This window comes from Notoacmeibacter marinus (assembly GCF_002238045.1).
Classification (GTDB): Bacteria; Pseudomonadota; Alphaproteobacteria; order Rhizobiales; family Rhizobiaceae; genus Notoacmeibacter; species Notoacmeibacter marinus.
In genome coordinates this window covers 1,157,223-1,173,116 of record NZ_NBYO01000001.1, presented here as the reverse complement: position 1 = coordinate 1,173,116, position 15,894 = coordinate 1,157,223, and the positions used below count along the sequence as shown (strand labels likewise).

Below are 15,894 nucleotides of genomic sequence, written 5' to 3'. Positions count from 1 at the left end.
TCGTTCTCCTCGATATGTCAGATATGGTCTTCGGGTTTGACGGGGCGCGCCATGAGGCTGCCGACCAGCTCGCCGACGGAGCTTTCGCCCGCCAGAAGCGCCACGGTGGCGTCGATGATCGGCGTTTCGATGCCATGGCGTTTGGCAAGTTCCGCAGCGATGGATGCGGTCGCGACACCTTCCGCCAACTTCAGCCCGATGGTCGGTCCACCACGGCCGAGCGTCGCCCCATAGGTGAAGTTGCGCGACTGCTCCGAACTGCAGGTCAAAATCAGATCGCCAAGGCCGGAGAGGCCCATCAGCGTATCGGCCCGCCCGCCAAGCGCAACACCGAGACGGCGCAGTTCGACGAAACCGCGAGTGACGAGGGCGGCCCGTGCGCTCGCGCCGAGATCGGCGCCAGCCGCCGCACCGACAGCGATGGCCAGGACATTCTTGAGCGCACCGCCCGCTTCGACACCCGCCAGATCGTCGGTGGAATAGCAGCGGAACGCAGGCGCACTCAGCGCTTCGGCAAGATCCTGCGCCAGATCGGCATCGGCCGAGGCCACGGTGACGGCTGTCGGCAGGCCTCGCGCCACATCGGCGGCAAAGGACGGGCCGGAAAGCGCAGCGAGCGGCGTGTTGGGCAGCGTTTCGGCAGCCAGTTCGCTTACCAGCTTGCCGGTCTCCCGTTCGATGCCCTTGGCGCAAAGGACGACCGGAACCCCTGCCGGTAAATCGCCGGATGCCTCGGCTAGAACGGCGCGCGTCGCCTGCGCCGGCACGACCGATAGAACAAGGGACGCATCCTTCAAGGCGTCACCAAGCGAGGCAAAGGCTTTCAGCTCTGGCGGCAGTACGACATCCGCCAGATAGCGGCGATTGGTGCGGTGCCGGTTGATCTCGTCAGCCAGCACGGGATCTCTTGCCCAAAGCCTGACGTCACGGCCACCATGATGGGCTGATACGGCCAGCGCCGTTCCCCATGCACCGCCGCCCAGAACGGCAACCCGCTTTCGCTTCGTTTCCGCAAGGCTCACGCTTTGGCTCCACGTTTTCCTGACCCCACAAGAGGTGTGGCGCTTTCGTCCAACGGCCAGCGCGAACGCGGCGCCATGGCAAAAACCGCCCGGACATCGGGAATCAGTCCCGCCAGCAGCCGCTCCAGCCCGGCATGGGCAATCATCGCGCCATTATCGGTGCAGAGGGACAGCGGTGGTGCGATGAAACGCCATTCCTTTTCCCGGCAGAGCGTTTCCAGGCCGTCCCTCAAATAGGCATTGGCCGCAACCCCGCCTGCAACGACCAGAGTCGGGGTGGCGACCGATGGATGATCGGCGGCGAACCGGTCGAGCGCCCTGCCGACCCGGTCGGCCAACGTATCGCGCACCGCCGCCTGAAACGATGCGCAGAGATCGGCGACATCCTTTTCGCCAAGCGGTGCGACACTCTCCGCTGCCTGCCTGACCGCTGTCTTAAGGCCGGAAAAGGAGAAGTCCGGTCGCGCCGTGCCCCTCAGCGGACGCGGCAGCGCAAAGCGGGTGCCGTCGCCAGCGAAAGCCGCCTTTTCGACGTTCGGCCCACCGGGATAGGGAAGGCCAATGAGCTTCGCCGTCTTGTCGAACGCCTCGCCGAGCGCATCGTCGATCGTGGTGCCGAGCCGCGCGTAATCGCCAACGCCGCGCACCAGAACGATTTGCGTATGGCCGCCGGAAACCAGCAAAAGCAGATAGGGAAAGGCGAGCCCATGCGTCATGCGCGCGGTCAGCGCGTGGCCTTCCAGATGGTTGATCGGCAAAAGCGGTTTGTCCGCTCCGAAGGCCAGCGCCTTGGCGGTCGTGAAGCCTGCCATCAGGCCGCCGATCAGACCCGGACCGGCCGTGACTGCGATCGCGTCGATGTCGCAAAGGGCAGTGCCCGCATCGGAAAGCGCGGCTTCGATAATGCCGTCCAGCGCGGCGACATGGGCGCGCGCCGCGATTTCCGGCACGACGCCGCCAAAGGCTGCGTGTTCTTCGATCTGGCTCAGCACGACGTTGGATAAAAGCCGCGTCGTCGGTGCGGCGTTCCTATCGGATGCCAGCCCCGCGAGCACGGCAGCGGCTGTCTCGTCGCAACTGGTTTCGATCCCGAGAACCAGGCTTTCGCCGGCGCGTTTCGGCAAAGCACAAGCGGGGCGTCGATCTTCGGCGGCTGGGTTGTCGGGCATCTTCGCTCGGTTTATGGCAGCGGCGGCGCACTATGCGTCGAGCGGCACGTAACACGGACGGCATGGCGATGGGAACGGACCTTATCCGCATCGGGACACGGGGCAGCGATCTGGCGCTCGCCCAGGCGTACGAGACGCGAACTCGATTGATGACGGCGCACGGCCTGCCCAAAGAGGCGTTCGAGATCGAGATCGTTTCCACTGCGGGCGACCGCATTCAGGATCGCCCGCTGGCGGAGGTCGGCGGCAAGGGCCTCTTCACGATGGAGATCGAGGAACGCCTCTCCGATGGCCGTATCGATCTGGCCGTCCATTCGGCCAAAGACATGCCGACCGAACTGCCGGACGGCCTCTATCTTTCCTGCTTTTTGCCTCGCGAGGACGCGCGCGATGCTTTTATCGGCCATTCGGTGAAGAATCTGATGGACCTGCCGCGAGGCGCGACGGTCGGCTCGTCCTCGCTGCGCCGCCAGGCGCTGCTGCGGCGGATGCGACCCGATCTGAACGTCGTCCTCTATCGCGGCAATGTGCCGACGCGCCTGCGCAAGCTTGCCGAAGGCGCGGTCGACGGCACGATGCTCGCAATGGCGGGGCTTCGCCGCCTTAACCTTGCCGATCACGTGACCGAGGCCCTTTCGCTGACCGCATTTCCACCCGCTCCCGGCCAGGGCGCCATCTGCATCGAAAGCCGGATCGGCGATGAGCGGATCGACGCGCTTTTGGCGCCCATCGGCCATGCGGAGACAGCGGCGGCGCTTGCCTGCGAACGCGCCTTTCTCGGCGCGCTGGATGGCTCCTGCCGTACCCCGATTGCCGGTCATGCCCATCTGGCTGGCGGCAAACTCCTCTTCGCCGGCATGATCCTGACGCCCGACGGCAAGGATGCCCATGAAATTGAAACGGACGGCCCCCTCGCCGATGCCGCCAGGATAGGCCGGCAGGCCGGCGAAGAAATACGCCGCCGCGCCGGGACGGACTTCTTCGCCAGCTGGTCCTGAGCTATGGCGCGCCGGCTCTCCGTTCTCGTCACACGCCCGCAACCGGGTGCCGAGCTGACGGCAAGGGCCGTCGAGAAGCGCGGCCATATCGCTCATCTTCTGCCGCTGACCGAGATTATCGGTCTGAAACTCGACCTCCCCTCCGAACACGATTTCGACGGCATCGTCGCCACCAGTGCCAACGCAATCCGCCACCTCAGCACCCGCAATGCAGCCCGCCTCGCCCATCTGCCCGTCTGGGCTGTCGGACCGGCGACGGCGCAGGCCGCAAGAGACCTCGGCTTCACACAGGTCGAAGCGTTGGGTGGCGATGCAGAAACGCTTGCCGCAAAGCTGATCGAGCGAGAACCGTCAAGCCTTCTCTATTTGGCAGGAAAAGTCAGGCGTAGCGGATTGGAAGACCGGCTGACCGAAGCGGGCATTCCTGTCACCACGCGGGAAGTCTACGATACTGTGCCCATTGCCTGTCCACCGGCTTCGCTGGACATACTGCGCGCTACGCCCATCGATGTGGTGATGCTGACATCCACGCGGACGGCGCAACTCTTCCGCGCATTGGAGCAAAAGGAAGCATTGGCGAAGGGCGCTATTCGCCTATGCTTCTCGACGAGAATAGCCGAGATCTCCGGTGGCGCTTGCAGGATCGCAAAGACAGCCAGCCAAGAAGCGGCGATAACCCTTCTCGACGAAATTGCCGACGAATGATCACTAGCGATATTCACCAAAGCCCTGTTACAAACTGGCGAAACGCATTTTCCGCGCTACGCTTATGGCTTGGTGACAGCGCTCTCCGCACCGTTGCCGGCGCATATTGTGAACCATTGAATTTCCGGAGCCCATGAATGGCGAAAAAGCCTGGCGACCGCCACTCAGCTGTCAATCGTGATCCCGTGACCATCGACCTGGATGGCGACGATGTGAAGCGTCTGGAAGAGAGCGAGACCGGTGCGGATGGGGCAGCGGCCGAAGCTGCCGAACCGACACCCATGCAGCCTGCCGATACGCCTGAGCAGGCGGCGGCCGATGCTCCCACCGGTGAGACGCCCGGTTCGGGTGACGGGGATGATTATGCGTTGGACGCCGACCCTGACGCCGGAGAGCAGGCTATCGCTGACGATACGGCAGATCTGCACGAGGCCGGCGAAGTGTCGGAACGACCATCTCATGAAACTCTCGTCGACCGAAGCCACGATGAACCGGCAATCGCCGATCAAACGGTATTGGTCGAAGACGACAGCACGGCGAAAGAGGAAGAACCGGTTTCCGGCCTCGACGATGCTCCACAAAACGAGAGCGCCAAGGCTGCCGAAACGGCCCGGCACAGTGCGGAAATATCTTCAACATCGGCGAAATCCGGCGGAATGGGCGGCGTAACGGCATTTCTTCTGGGTGCGCTTCTGGTTGCGCTCGGTCTCGGTACCGCGGTGTGGTTCGGCTACATTCCCCTGACCGACAACGGGCAGACAAGCGGCGCGGAGATTGAGAGGCTTCAGCAGGAAATCGACACCCTGCGGACGGACCTGGCCGCTCTTCCTGAAACCACGCCGGCAGATGGCTCCGCCACTGAAGAAATCGGCGCGCTCCAGGTGGAATTGCAGCAACTGCGCGAAGCCGTATCGAGCGGTGGCGCGGGAGAGGAAGCGGGTCTACAGGCGCTTTCCGACAGAATCGCTGCTCTCGAAAACGCCGAGCCGGTTGCAGCGTCCGCCGATCCCGGCCCGCAGCAGGCCCTGGCGGCAGCCGACGAAACGATAACCGAACTGGACCGGCGAACCACCGTGCTTCAAGATGAACTGTCCAGCCTTCGGCAGGAATTGGAAGCGATGGCAGGCGATCGCCAAAGCACAGCGACGGCAACCGACCGGGCGCTCGGCGAGATCGGCCAGCGTATCGAGACGCTCTCCGGTGGCGTCACCGCCACGAGGGACGATGTAGAGGCCGCAAACGCGAAGCTCGCCGATCTGGACGATCGTATCGGACAGGTGGAACGCCTTGCCGACGCCAATCGCGCACAGGAGAATGTCGCCCGCGCAATTGCGGCATCGGCCCTGCGCAGCGCCGTCGAGAACGGCCGGCCCTATGAGAACGAATTGCAAACCGCCCAGACGCTCGGTGCCAGCGGTGCCCCGGTGGAAGCGCTGAAACCTTATGCGGACGTTGGCGTCAAGACCGAAGAGAAACTTGCGGCCGCCGTATCGAAAGTCGCCGACGCCATGAGGGAAGTGGCGACTCCCCGGTCCGCATCCGAGACAACTAGCAGCCTCTTCGATCAATTGCGTGAGAGCACCAGATCGCTCGTTAAGATACGCCGGGTCGGCGATCCGGCAGGAGAAGGACCGCAAAGCGCGATCACCCGATTCGAAAGTGCCGTCGGCGCGGGCGAGTTGGAAAACGCCCTGTCGGAGTATGAGACGCTATCTGCCGATGTGAAGCAGGCAGGAGAAACCTTCGCCGACGATCTTCGGGCCACGGTCAAAGTCCGCGCGAACCTTCCCGAGGTTATCGCCGCGATCGGCACGTCGAGCGCGGCGCCCAACGACGCATCGCCTCAACCGGGTCAAACGGAAAACGATGGCGAAGCCGCTGCAGCGAACGAAGCGCCAGAGGCGGCGGATACAGATACGGCGCCTGCGGCCACGCCTTCGGAAGCCGCTGCGCCGGATGCCGGCTCGGATACCGCACCACCTTCTTCGCCAAACGAGCCCGCCAAAGTTGAACCAATCGACCCCGCGACATCCGGGACGGAGCAGTCACGATGATCAAACTCATCCTTTTCTTCCTGCTCGTTCTCGGTCTTGCCGGCCTCTTTGCTTATGTGGCGGATGTGCCGGGCGGCGTGATGGTCACGCTGTTCGATACGGAAATGGAAGTGTCGCTGCTTTTCGCCGTCGTGGCCATTGTCGGCCTCATTGCCGCGACCATGATCGCATGGTGGTTTGTCAAGGGCATTATCCGCAGCCCCGAGCGCCTCACTCGCCACTTCCGTTCGCGCAAGCGCGATCGCGGCTACCAGGCCCTTTCGACCGGTATGATCGCGATCGGAGCCGGCGATAGCGGCCTGGCCCGCAAGATGAATGCCCGCGCGCTGCAAAATCTCGACCCCTCGACGGAGCCGCTGCTGCATCTGCTCGATGCCCAGACCTCGCTTCTGGAAGGCGATCACGGCAAGGCCCGCCGGAAATTCGAAGCCATGCTGGAAGATCCGGAAACCCGGCCGCTCGGTCTGCACGGGCTTTATCTGGAAGCGCAGAAGCTCGGTGAGACGCGTGCCGCCCGTCACTTTGCCGAACTGGCCGCAAAGGACGCCCCCCAGCTCAACTGGGCTTCACGGGCAGCCATGGAGGCCCGCACGGCCAATGCCGATTGGGATGATGCGCTGACGCTGCTGGACCGGCAACTGGCCACCAAACAGATTGCGAAGGATGTCTATAAACGTCAGCGAGCGGTGCTGATGACAGCTAAATCGATGGAGATCGTCGATACCGATCCGGCCCGGGCGCGGTCTCTGGCCGCCGAAGCTGTTTCCATGCAGCCCGACTTCGTGCCAGCGGTACTGGCGCAGGCGAAGGCGGCCATTCGCAAGGGCGACACACGCGGAGCGGGCAAGGTGCTGGAAGCGGCTTGGAAGCGCGAGCCGCACCCGCAGGTCGGAGAACTCTACCTCTATCTGCGTCCGGGCGATCCTGTACAGGACCGGCTGATCCGCGCGCGAAAGCTGGAACAGTGGAAGCCTCAGAACAGCGTGGCCGCTCTCGTTCTTGCCCGCGCGCTCTATGAGGCCGGCGAATATGACGAGGCAAGGCAGAAGATCGAACCGATCATCAGAACCGAGCCACGGGAAGGCGCCTTCCTGCTTCTGGCCGACATTGAAGACGAACAGACGGGCGATGAGGGCCGTGTGCGCCATTGGCTGTCGCAGGCGCTCAAGGCGCCGCGCGATCCCGCCTGGACAGCCGATGGCTATGTGTCGGAGAACTGGGCGCCGATCAGCCCTGTTTCGGGACGTCTGGATGCGTTCGAGTGGAAGGTTCCCGTCGAGCAGGTTCTGCCACTCGTCGACGGCAAGCCGGTCGGCGCTTTTGAATATGATGCGACCGTACCGGTTATTCCGATGATCGAAGCCGATAACGCCATTCCCGAAAGCACACCCGAAACGATCGTCGAAGACGTGACGCTAACGACGGCTGAAATCGAGCCCGACTTGCCGGTTGAGCAGCCTGAGTCGGACGGCGCGTCCACCACCGATGACGCGGAACTCGAAACGGAGCCTGCATTGGCGGAGACCGGGCCAACGGACGAGCCCATCGCCGCACCCGTCGAAAGGCCCGGACCGCCGGACGATCCCGGCCCGGTCAGTCCGCCGCCCCAGAAGGAAAGCCGCTATCGCCTGTTTTAACGCCCGAGAGCACGATGCTTGAACGTCTGATCGCACTCTTCGGCAGCCCCGCGCCTCGTGACGAAGAGACCGGCGACCAAAGCGTGCGCCGCGCTGCGGCCGCGCTACTGGTGATAATTATGGATGCCGACGGTATTCGTGAGCCCGAAGAAGAAGTGCGGCTGCGCGCCAATCTTGCGGGGCGGTTCGGCCTGACGGAAGACGCGCTCGAAGCGCTTGTGAGCGAAGGCAAGGCTGCGGCGGCCGAGAGCGCCGACTTTTACGCCTTCACTTCGGTGCTCAAACGCGAGCTGGAGATCGAGGAGCGGAACGATTTTATCGGAATGCTCTGGGAGATGGCCTATGCCGACGGCATGGCAGACGAACTCGAGGACAATCTGGTCTGGCGCATCTCAGAACTGATGGGCGTAGCCGGGCGCGAGCGCGTTCATCAGCGCCAGGATGCAGTGGCGCGGCTCGGTGTCTCGTTGCGACCCCGGCGCGAGGATGATGAAAGCCTGCCCGGGCCGCGATGATCGAACCGTCAATTCAGCCATCGCATGAAGGACGAGTTGTCAGCAGGCCCGTCCTCATCGTTCTGCACCAGGAAACATCGTCGCCGGGCCGGGTTGGTATCTTGCTCCGCGAAATGGGCTTCGCATTGGATATCCGGCGCCCGCCGCTTGGCGATGGACTCCCGTCGACGCTGGACGATCACGCTGGCGTCGTCGTCTTCGGCGGACCCATGAGCGCCAATGATGACGAAGAGTTCGTCCGGCGCGAGACCGATTGGCTGGCTGTCCCTCTAAAGGAGGGCCGTCCATTGCTCGGCCTGTGCCTCGGTGCGCAGATGCTGGTCAACCATCTCGGCGGGCAAGTGCGTCCGCACCCGGAAGGCCGGGCCGAATATGGCTGGTACGAACTGCAGCCTACGCTAGATGGCCGCGCCTATATGGCCGACTGGCCGTCCAAAGTGCTGCAGTTCCATCGGGAAGGCGTCGTTTTACCCACTGCTGCTACGCTTTTGGCCAAGGGCGAAGATCACTTTCCCAACCAGGCATTCTCGTTCGGACACAATGCTGTCGGTGTGCAGTTTCATCCCGAAGTGACGGCGGTCATGTTGCATCGCTGGGTGGTCAAAGCTCATGAACGCTTCGAAATGCCTGGCGCGCAGTCCGCTCGGCAAAGCATTCAGGGCCGGCTCATGCATGACGCGCCCCTTCGGCAATTCGCGGTAGCGTTGCTTCACCGCCTGTTTATCGAAGCCGAAACCTGAGAGGCAAAAGGCGGACCGAAGATCGATCCGCCTCAAAAAGCTCTGCGCTCAGATGGACGACGCCTATTTCCTGGCGCGCTCGATGGCTTCCGAGATCTTCTGCTTTGCGAACTCGGCCCCGTGCCAGTCGCCGATCTTCACCCATTTGCCAGGTTCCAGGTCCTTGTAGTGCTCGAAGAAATGCTCGACCTGCTGTCGGGTGATTTCCGGCAGGTCACTGAAATCATTGACGCCATCATAGCGCTTGGTCAGTTGATGGTTGGGCACAGCGACCACCTTCTCGTCGACGCCTCCATCATCTTCCATCAGAAGAACGCCGACAGGGCGCACATTGATGATACACCCAGGCACCAGCGGCCTCGTATTCAGAACCATAACGTCGATGGGATCGCCATCGTCGGAGAGCGTATGGGGCACGAAGCCGTAATTGCCCGGATAGGTCATCGGCGTATAGAGAAACCGGTCGACGACGAGCGCGCCGGCTTCCTTGTCCATCTCGTATTTGATGGGATGGCCCCCGACGGGCACTTCGATGATGACATTGACGTCTTCTGGCGGGTTGTCGCCGATGGAAATGGCGTCGATACGCATGCAGGCTCCAGTCTGTTAGGCTGAATAGGTGTTGGCGTCCTGATAGCGAAGGAGGTGAAACCATGCAATCGCAACGTCTCTCGGCAAATGGTGTCATACGCGCCTCGACGACCCTCGCGCTCGGCGCATGGATCTGCCTTCTGCCCCTTGCTGCACAGGCTGCCGACAGCCGCTATCAGAAGATCGACCTCGAGGCCGACTGCGAGACGCTTTCGACCGGTGTCGAAGGCGATTCGGCGAGCTTCCTTTGCCATGGACCGGGTCGCATGCCGTTCGTCGAGGATTATGGCGACCTTCGCTCCAGCGTCACCTACGGCATCTCCGAACAGCAGAGCGAGCGCATCTGGCAGAGCTTCGGACCTTTCAACGAACCCGCAGAAACGATCGAATGGCGTTATGGGGACAGCGCCAGCCGGCCGATTGCGACGATCCGCCGATGGAGCGTTCAAACGGGTTCGGGCCCCGAAGAACGAGACTGGTCGATCCTGGTCGTCAGTCGTGTCGCACAAGACGGCATCGGCGCATGCACGACCGGCTATGTCGATGCAAGGCGGATGGAGAACGCAAATGTCATCGCACGCATTATTGCCGATGCCGGCGCAAAGAATTTCCGGTGCTGGGAAGATGAGCCGGTCTACCGGCCGGACGATGAGGAATTGCGCGGAATCGTCAGTCGCTGAACCGGAGCATCAGGCCCAGACGAAGGCGATTTTCTTGAACGATGCACCGCCGAGCTGCTCCACGCCTTCGGCGATGTCATGACCGCCATGACCGGCATAGAATTGCTGGGCGATCACGTTCTCTTCGAGCGCCCAGACGACCATGCCGGAAAGATGGCTGTCCTCGAGCCTTTGGCGGGCTGCCTCGAACAGCCGGCTGCCGATGCCGATCCCCTGATACTGGGGATGGAGGTAGAGTTCGTAGATTTCGCCCTTTTGCGGCAGTTCGCGGGTCCGGTTCCGCCCATAGGTCGCGTAACCGACGATCTCATCGCCGAACTCGGCGACCAGTACCGAGGCCGACCGCGACAGGGCGCGTTGCCACCAGTCTTCTCTGCGCTGGGCGATCATTCTGTTCAGCGCGAGATGTGGGATGATGCCGGCATAGGCGCCGTGCCACGCTTCGCGATGCGTGGTGGCAATTCCGGCGGCGTCGGCACTTGACGCATTTCTGATGTCGATCGACAGCGTATTCATGGTTAGTTAACCATAGAGAGCCGATCTGCCGATAGGCAAGATGCACAATGGCACGTCGGCTCGTAAATCGATGCGATCCACTAAATTCGCTCAGCCGCATAGGATGGAAGGGAAGACGATATGACCGCAATCGAGGGGCCGGTCATCGCGATGTCCTCCATGGTGGCGCACGGAACGGTCGGGCTCCGCGCCATCATGCCTGCCATGCAGGCGCGTCAGCGCGAGCTTATTATCGTGCCGACCGCGCTTTTGCCATGGCATCCAGGTCGCGGAGCCGGCACGCTTGTGCCGACAGACAAGGATGCGTTCCGCGGCCTTCTCGACGATCTGGCGTCCCACAACAGGTTCGATCCGCCGACCGTTGCCGTTCTCTCCGGCTGGCTGGCGCATGAGGACCAGGTCGAAGCGCTGGCCGGCTTCGTCGAAACGCTGAAAGCGCGGTGGCCGGAAACGCTTTACCTGTGCGATCCGGTCATTGGCGATGCGAAGGGCGCTTACCGTCCAAAGTCCGTTATCGATGCTATGACGAAGAGACTTCTGCCATTGGCCGACATCGCCACACCGAACCGCTACGAGCTGGAGCTGCTGACGGGCCGGAAGCTGCCGGACAACAACGCCCTTCTCGAAGCCGGCTGCGCGCTTGGCCTGCCGCGGCTCGTCATCACTTCCGCTTTCGGACTGATGGCTGGCACAATCGGCAACCTGCTGATCGCAAATGGCTGTGCCCATCTGACCGAAAACCGGATCGTACCGGATGCGCCGCACGGGCCCGGCGACCTCTTCAGCGCTCTTTTTCTGGCGCGCCTGCTCGAAGGCCAGAGCGATGCGAAAGCGCTTTCCGCCGCCACCGCATCCGTGTTCGAGATGCTGGCGCGGTCGCGCAAGGCCGGCCACGACGAACTGGCGCTCGCGAGCGAACAGGCCTGTCTTGTCCGTCCGATGGCAATGGTGACCGATCGATCCTTGGCCCTGTCCGCCAATGCCTGAGGGGACCGATCTACTGCCCCCACTTCCGAACGACTGGGCGCAAACCGCACCGATTGTCGGGGTCGATGGCGCCAGAGGCGGTTGGTTGGCGGCAGTGCTTCTGCCGGACGGGGAAGCGGATTTGCTTCTGTTCGGTCGCTTTGCCGATCTTGTGACTGAATTGCCGGACGACGCGGTCATCGCCGTGGACATGCCAATTGGTCTGCCAGATCGGTCCGGGCCGAAAGGCCGGGCTCCCGAACGTCTGGTCCGGCCGCTTCTTGGCCCACGTCGGTCGAGCGTCTTCTCCATCCCTTCTCGCAATGCGGTCTATAGCACCGATTATCGCGAGGGATGCGCGTTGGCCCGCCAGACGAGCGATCCGTCCCGGGCTTTCGCCAGGCAGGCGTTCCACATCTTCCCGAAGATCCGCGAGATCGACGTAGTTCTGCAGGCCAGGCCGACGCTTTGTGAACGAATTATCGAGGTCCACCCTGAACTTGCCTTCGCCACGCTGAATGCCGGCAAGCCAATGCTTTACGCAAAGAGAAAGCGAATCGGCGGAATGCACCCCGGCCTTGACGAGCGGCGCATCCTTCTGGAACGGGCGGGTCTGCCCATCAGACTCGTCGAGAGCATTCCGCGTGGCGCGGAACAGGACGATGCCCTGGATGCCCTGGCCTGCCTCGCCGTCGCGGCGCGGTTCAGAATGGGGCTTGCCAGACCTTATCCAGACCCGCCGGAGCACGATTCCCATGGCCTGCCGATTGCCATCTGGGCTTGAAATACCCATAGCATAGGGTGCGGGCAGGAACGAGAAAGGACGAACGATTATGGGTCATCTTCCGGATCATCTGGAACAGGGATACGCCTCCTTCATGCGCGGCCGGTTTTCCTTTGAAACCGAGCGCTATCGCACGCTGGCCGAGGAAGGGCAGAAGCCTTCGACCCTCGTTATTGCATGTTGCGACAGCCGCGCCGCGCCGGAAGTGATCTTCAATTCGGCCCCGGGCGAAATCTTCGTGATCCGCAACGTCGCCAATCTGGTGCCGCCTTACGCGCCGGACGACGACTATCATTCCACCTCGGCCGCGTTGGAATTTGCGGTGCAGGCTCTGCGCGTTCAGCACATTCTGGTCATGGGCCATGGTCGCTGCGGCGGCATCGCCGCCAAGCTGAACCCTTCCGAACCGCTTTCGCCGGGAGATTTCATCGGCAAATGGATCGGCCTTCTGGAAGAACCGGCCGAGCAGGTTCGCAGCCGCGCCATCAAGGACGACGCCGAGCGGCAGACCGCGCTGGAGCGCACCGCCGTCAAACATTCCCTTGCCAATCTGCGCACTTTCCCCTGTGTGGAGCAGCTTGAGAAGAAGGGCAAACTGTCGCTGCATGGCGGCTGGTTCGATATTTCGACCGGCGAACTCTGGACGCTCAACACCGATAGCGGCGAATTCGAAAGACAGGTGGCCGGCGGCTGACAGTTCCGGCCAAAAGAAAAGCCGGCGCTTTCGCGCCGGCTTTTTCATGCTTGGGGCTAATCCATCAACCGTCGATCTGCGCACCCATCTTGGCGATGGCCTGCTGGTAGACGGAAGCTGCATTCCAGCCCTGAATACCCCGGAAGCCGCCCTGCCCGGGCTGATAGTTCCGCGTCATGCCATGCGCACGCAGGAAGTTTGCCGTCGAATGAAGCGCATCCGTCGCGTTTTTCAGATCGACGCGGCCATCGCCATTTCCGTCAACACCGAAACGCAGGATATTGTTCGGCAGAAACTGCGTATGGCCGTATTCGGCGTGGGCCGCGCCCTTGGTGCGCGAGGAGAACACGCCACTATCGACCATGCGGAGCGCAGCGATCAGATGTGGCAGGAAAAAGTTCGAACGCCGGCAGTCATAGACCAGCGTCGCGGCCGACGAGACGACCGGCTCGTTGCCGGTAAAGCGGCCAAAACCGGTTTCCATGCCCCAGATAGCCATTAACGGGCCGGGAGGAATGCCGTAGCGCTGCTCGATATTGGCGAGGAGCCGGGCGTTCTTTTTCTTCTTGTCCTTGCCGATCCGCACGATGGCATCGCAGCCGCGTTTCTTGCAGAAGGTGCCAAGCGACATGGAGAAAGCCGAGCCACCCTTCTTCACCGCACGGTCGGCTTTGATGGTAGCGCTGTTGTAGCGCGCGCCGGCCAGAGCCTGCAGACCGCGCTGCCCGACCCCGTTGGCCTGGGCGACCGGAGCGAAATCGCGCTTCCACTGGTCGAAGCCGGACGCATTGTTGCCGCAGCGCGGCGCGGCGTTGGCGGCGGTAAGGCCGAGTGCGAGAACGAGTACGGATCCGGTAATGAGACGGACCGGGCGAAATTTGGCCATGGGGCGCAGCTCCTCCAGGGTCTTGGGGGGAATGACGGTTCGTGACGGCCATAATGACGCATTGAGGCCGCAATTTGAACTAGCACGCGAAGATTAACGCTTTGCAGGTCGACGGCAACAGCTCGGCTGACGGCGTTTGCTGCCAACAAACCGGCCCCTCCGCCTTGCCATCGCCGCATATTTCGCCTAAGACCCGGCCGATTTCGAGAAGCGGACAGCTTTGCGAAGCCGACCGGGGCCGGCCCTTCCGATAGCGGAAGGCGGCGCGGGATTCCGGAGGTCAACACCCGACAGCGCGATGCGCCCTCGGGTGCGTTTGTGCTTTGTCCGCTTGTTCGACGGCGCAACCGTTCCCATTCTCCGTGCCACCCGCGGAGCAAAGGAGTGACTGAATGTTCGACAGCCTATCGGATCGCCTGTCTGGAATTCTCGACGGCCTGACCGGTCGTGGTGCGCTGTCCGACCAGGATGTGCAGGCGGCCCTGCGCGAAGTGCGCCGCGCGCTGATCGAAGCCGATGTCGCGCTGCCGGTCGTCCGCTCCTTCACCGAAAGCGTTCGCGAAAAGGCCGTCGGCGTCTCCACGCTGAAGGCGATCAAGCCTGGCCAGCAGGTCGTCAAGATCGTCCATGATGAACTGGTCGAGATGCTCGGCTCGGACGCCGAGCCGATCGATCTGAACGCCGCCGCGCCTGTCGTCATCATGATGGTTGGCCTGCAGGGCTCTGGCAAGACCACGACCACCGGCAAGATCGGTCTGCGCCTGCAGAAACGCCAGAACCAGAAGGTTCTGATGGCGTCTCTCGATACGCGCCGCCCCGCCGCGCAGGAACAGCTTCGCCAGATCGGCGAACAGGTCGATGTCGCGACGCTGCCGATCATCGCCGGCCAGACCCCGGTCGAGATTTCCGCGCGCGCCGTCCAGGCGGCCAGGCTCGGCGGCTACGATGTCGTCATTCTCGATACCGCCGGCCGCACCTCCATCGATGCCGAGCTGATGGCCGAGGCCGCTGACATCAAGCGCGCCGCCAATCCGCACGAAATTCTGCTCGTCGCCGACAGCCTGACCGGCCAGGACGCCGTGACGCTGGCCGAGAATTTCGACGAGGCCGTTGGCGTGACCGGCATCGTGCTGACCCGCATGGATGGCGATGGGCGCGGCGGCGCCGCGCTCTCCATGCGTTCGGTCACCGGCAAGCCCGTCAAGCTGATCGGCACCGGCGAGAAGATGGACGCGCTGGAGGATTTCCACCCGTCCCGCATCGCCGACCGCATTCTCGGCATGGGCGACATCGTTTCGCTTGTCGAGCGGGCCGCCGAACAGATCGACGCCGAAAAAGCGGCGGCGATGGCCAGGAAGATGGCCTCCGGCAAGTTCGACATGAACGATCTGGCCGACCAGTTGCGCCAGATGCAGAAGATGGGCGGCCTCGGCGGCATTATGGGCATGATGCCCGGCATGGGGAAAATGAAGGATCAGATGGCCGCCGCCGGGCTGGACGACAAGCTGTTCGGGCGTCAGATCGCGATCATCCAGTCGATGACGAAGAAAGAGCGCGAGAACCCCGCCCTATTGAAGCATAGCCGCAAGAAGCGCATCGCCGCCGGCTCCGGCACCGATGCCGCGCAGATCAACAAGCTGCTCAAGATGCATAAGCAGATGGCCGACATGATGAAGGCGATGGGCGGCAAGAAGGGCGGCGGCAAGATGCGCCAGATGATGGGGATGCTCGGCGGCAAGATGGGCATGCCCGGCGGCATGGGCGGCATGCCGGACCTGTCGAAGATGGACCCCAAGCAGATCGAAGCGATGGCCAAGCAAGCGCAGGCCGGCGGCCTCGGCGGCGGCATGCCGGGCGGCCTTCCTGGACTGCCGGGCGCTGGTGCGGGCGGGCTGCCGGGTCTTCCCGGTCTGCCGGGCAAGAAGAAGTGAGCCGGT

General features: G+C 63.0%; 16 protein-coding genes. 11 read left to right on the top strand and 5 right to left on the bottom strand.

The genetic code is table 11. From position 1 onward, the window contains the following. Nucleotides 1–17 precede the first annotated feature (17 nt). Both B7H23_RS05570 and tsaD read right to left on the bottom strand, forming a co-directional pair. Complete coding sequence (locus tag B7H23_RS05570; protein WP_094076325.1) at nucleotides 18–1,022, bottom strand: NAD(P)H-dependent glycerol-3-phosphate dehydrogenase; 1,005 nt, start codon at nucleotides 1,020–1,022, stop codon at nucleotides 18–20. Beyond that, the gene (tsaD, locus tag B7H23_RS05565) at nucleotides 1,019–2,191 is read right to left on the bottom strand and encodes a tRNA (adenosine(37)-N6)-threonylcarbamoyltransferase complex transferase subunit TsaD (RefSeq protein ID WP_094076324.1); all 1,173 of its coding nucleotides are present in this window, start codon (nucleotides 2,189–2,191) and stop codon (nucleotides 1,019–1,021) included. Before tsaD ends, B7H23_RS05570 begins: the two co-directional genes overlap by 4 nt. A 68-nt stretch (nucleotides 2,192–2,259) precedes the next feature. Between tsaD and hemC the strand changes: the two genes are divergently transcribed. From hemC to B7H23_RS05535, 6 genes are all read left to right on the top strand, one after another. Continuing rightward, complete coding sequence (gene hemC / locus B7H23_RS05560) at nucleotides 2,260–3,189, top strand: hydroxymethylbilane synthase (RefSeq protein WP_094076908.1); 930 nt, start codon at nucleotides 2,260–2,262, stop codon at nucleotides 3,187–3,189. 3 nt (nucleotides 3,190–3,192) lie between these two features. Beyond that, nucleotides 3,193–3,894: a uroporphyrinogen-III synthase gene (locus tag B7H23_RS05555; protein ID WP_094076323.1), complete on the top strand. Its 702-nt coding sequence runs from the start codon at nucleotides 3,193–3,195 to the stop codon at nucleotides 3,892–3,894. Between the two features lie 137 nt (nucleotides 3,895–4,031). Then, nucleotides 4,032–5,948: a COG4223 family protein gene (locus B7H23_RS05550; protein WP_094076322.1), complete on the top strand. Its 1,917-nt coding sequence runs from the start codon at nucleotides 4,032–4,034 to the stop codon at nucleotides 5,946–5,948. Then, on the top strand, nucleotides 5,945–7,585 hold the full coding sequence (locus B7H23_RS05545) for a heme biosynthesis protein HemY (RefSeq protein WP_094076321.1): 1,641 nt from the start codon (nucleotides 5,945–5,947) through the stop codon (nucleotides 7,583–7,585). The genes B7H23_RS05550 and B7H23_RS05545 overlap by 4 nt, the downstream gene beginning before the upstream one ends. Nucleotides 7,586–7,599: 14 nt before the next feature. Beyond that, entirely contained in the window at nucleotides 7,600–8,100 is a 501-nt protein-coding gene (locus B7H23_RS05540) for a tellurite resistance TerB family protein (RefSeq protein ID WP_094076320.1), read from the top strand. Continuing rightward, complete coding sequence (locus B7H23_RS05535; RefSeq protein WP_094076319.1) at nucleotides 8,097–8,840, top strand: glutamine amidotransferase; 744 nt, start codon at nucleotides 8,097–8,099, stop codon at nucleotides 8,838–8,840. Before B7H23_RS05540 ends, B7H23_RS05535 begins: the two co-directional genes overlap by 4 nt. A 63-nt stretch (nucleotides 8,841–8,903) precedes the next feature. Here B7H23_RS05535 and ppa read toward each other — a convergent pair whose 3' ends face one another. Then, nucleotides 8,904–9,431, bottom strand: coding sequence for an inorganic diphosphatase (gene ppa / locus B7H23_RS05530; protein WP_094076318.1), 528 nt, complete (start codon nucleotides 9,429–9,431; stop codon nucleotides 8,904–8,906). Nucleotides 9,432–9,493: 62 nt separating this feature from the next. Between ppa and B7H23_RS05525 the strand changes: the two genes are divergently transcribed. Beyond that, nucleotides 9,494–10,111 carry a hypothetical protein gene (locus B7H23_RS05525; RefSeq protein ID WP_094076317.1) on the top strand — a complete coding sequence of 206 codons (618 nt, stop codon included), beginning with the start codon at nucleotides 9,494–9,496 and terminating at the stop codon, nucleotides 10,109–10,111. Nucleotides 10,112–10,120: 9 nt separating this feature from the next. On the opposite strand, the gene B7H23_RS05520 is transcribed toward B7H23_RS05525, so the two are convergent. Further along, entirely contained in the window at nucleotides 10,121–10,627 is a 507-nt protein-coding gene (locus B7H23_RS05520; protein WP_094076316.1) for a GNAT family N-acetyltransferase, read from the bottom strand. 120 nt (nucleotides 10,628–10,747) lie between these two features. On the opposite strand from B7H23_RS05520, the gene B7H23_RS05515 reads away from it, so the two are divergent. Genes B7H23_RS05515 through B7H23_RS05505 form a run of 3 tightly spaced genes read left to right on the top strand, consistent with a single transcriptional unit; the run spans nucleotide 10,748 to nucleotide 13,071 of the window. After that, nucleotides 10,748–11,614, top strand: a complete 867-nt coding sequence (locus tag B7H23_RS05515; RefSeq protein WP_094076315.1) for a PfkB family carbohydrate kinase — start codon at nucleotides 10,748–10,750, stop codon at nucleotides 11,612–11,614. Then, nucleotides 11,607–12,377 carry a DUF429 domain-containing protein gene (locus tag B7H23_RS05510; protein ID WP_094076314.1) on the top strand — a complete coding sequence of 257 codons (771 nt, stop codon included), beginning with the start codon at nucleotides 11,607–11,609 and terminating at the stop codon, nucleotides 12,375–12,377. The genes B7H23_RS05515 and B7H23_RS05510 overlap by 8 nt, the downstream gene beginning before the upstream one ends. A gap of 49 nt (nucleotides 12,378–12,426) precedes the next feature. Next, nucleotides 12,427–13,071 (top strand): carbonic anhydrase, encoded by a 645-nt coding sequence (locus B7H23_RS05505; protein ID WP_094076313.1) that lies wholly within the window; start codon nucleotides 12,427–12,429, stop codon nucleotides 13,069–13,071. Between the two features lie 64 nt (nucleotides 13,072–13,135). Here the strand turns inward: B7H23_RS05505 and B7H23_RS05500 are convergent, their stop codons facing one another. Continuing rightward, on the bottom strand, nucleotides 13,136–13,957 hold the full coding sequence (locus B7H23_RS05500) for a lytic murein transglycosylase (protein ID WP_094076312.1): 822 nt from the start codon (nucleotides 13,955–13,957) through the stop codon (nucleotides 13,136–13,138). A 392-nt stretch (nucleotides 13,958–14,349) separates the two neighbouring features. Between B7H23_RS05500 and ffh the strand changes: the two genes are divergently transcribed. Beyond that, on the top strand, nucleotides 14,350–15,888 hold the full coding sequence (ffh, locus tag B7H23_RS05495) for a signal recognition particle protein (RefSeq protein WP_094076311.1): 1,539 nt from the start codon (nucleotides 14,350–14,352) through the stop codon (nucleotides 15,886–15,888). Nucleotides 15,889–15,894: the final 6 nt, after the last annotated feature.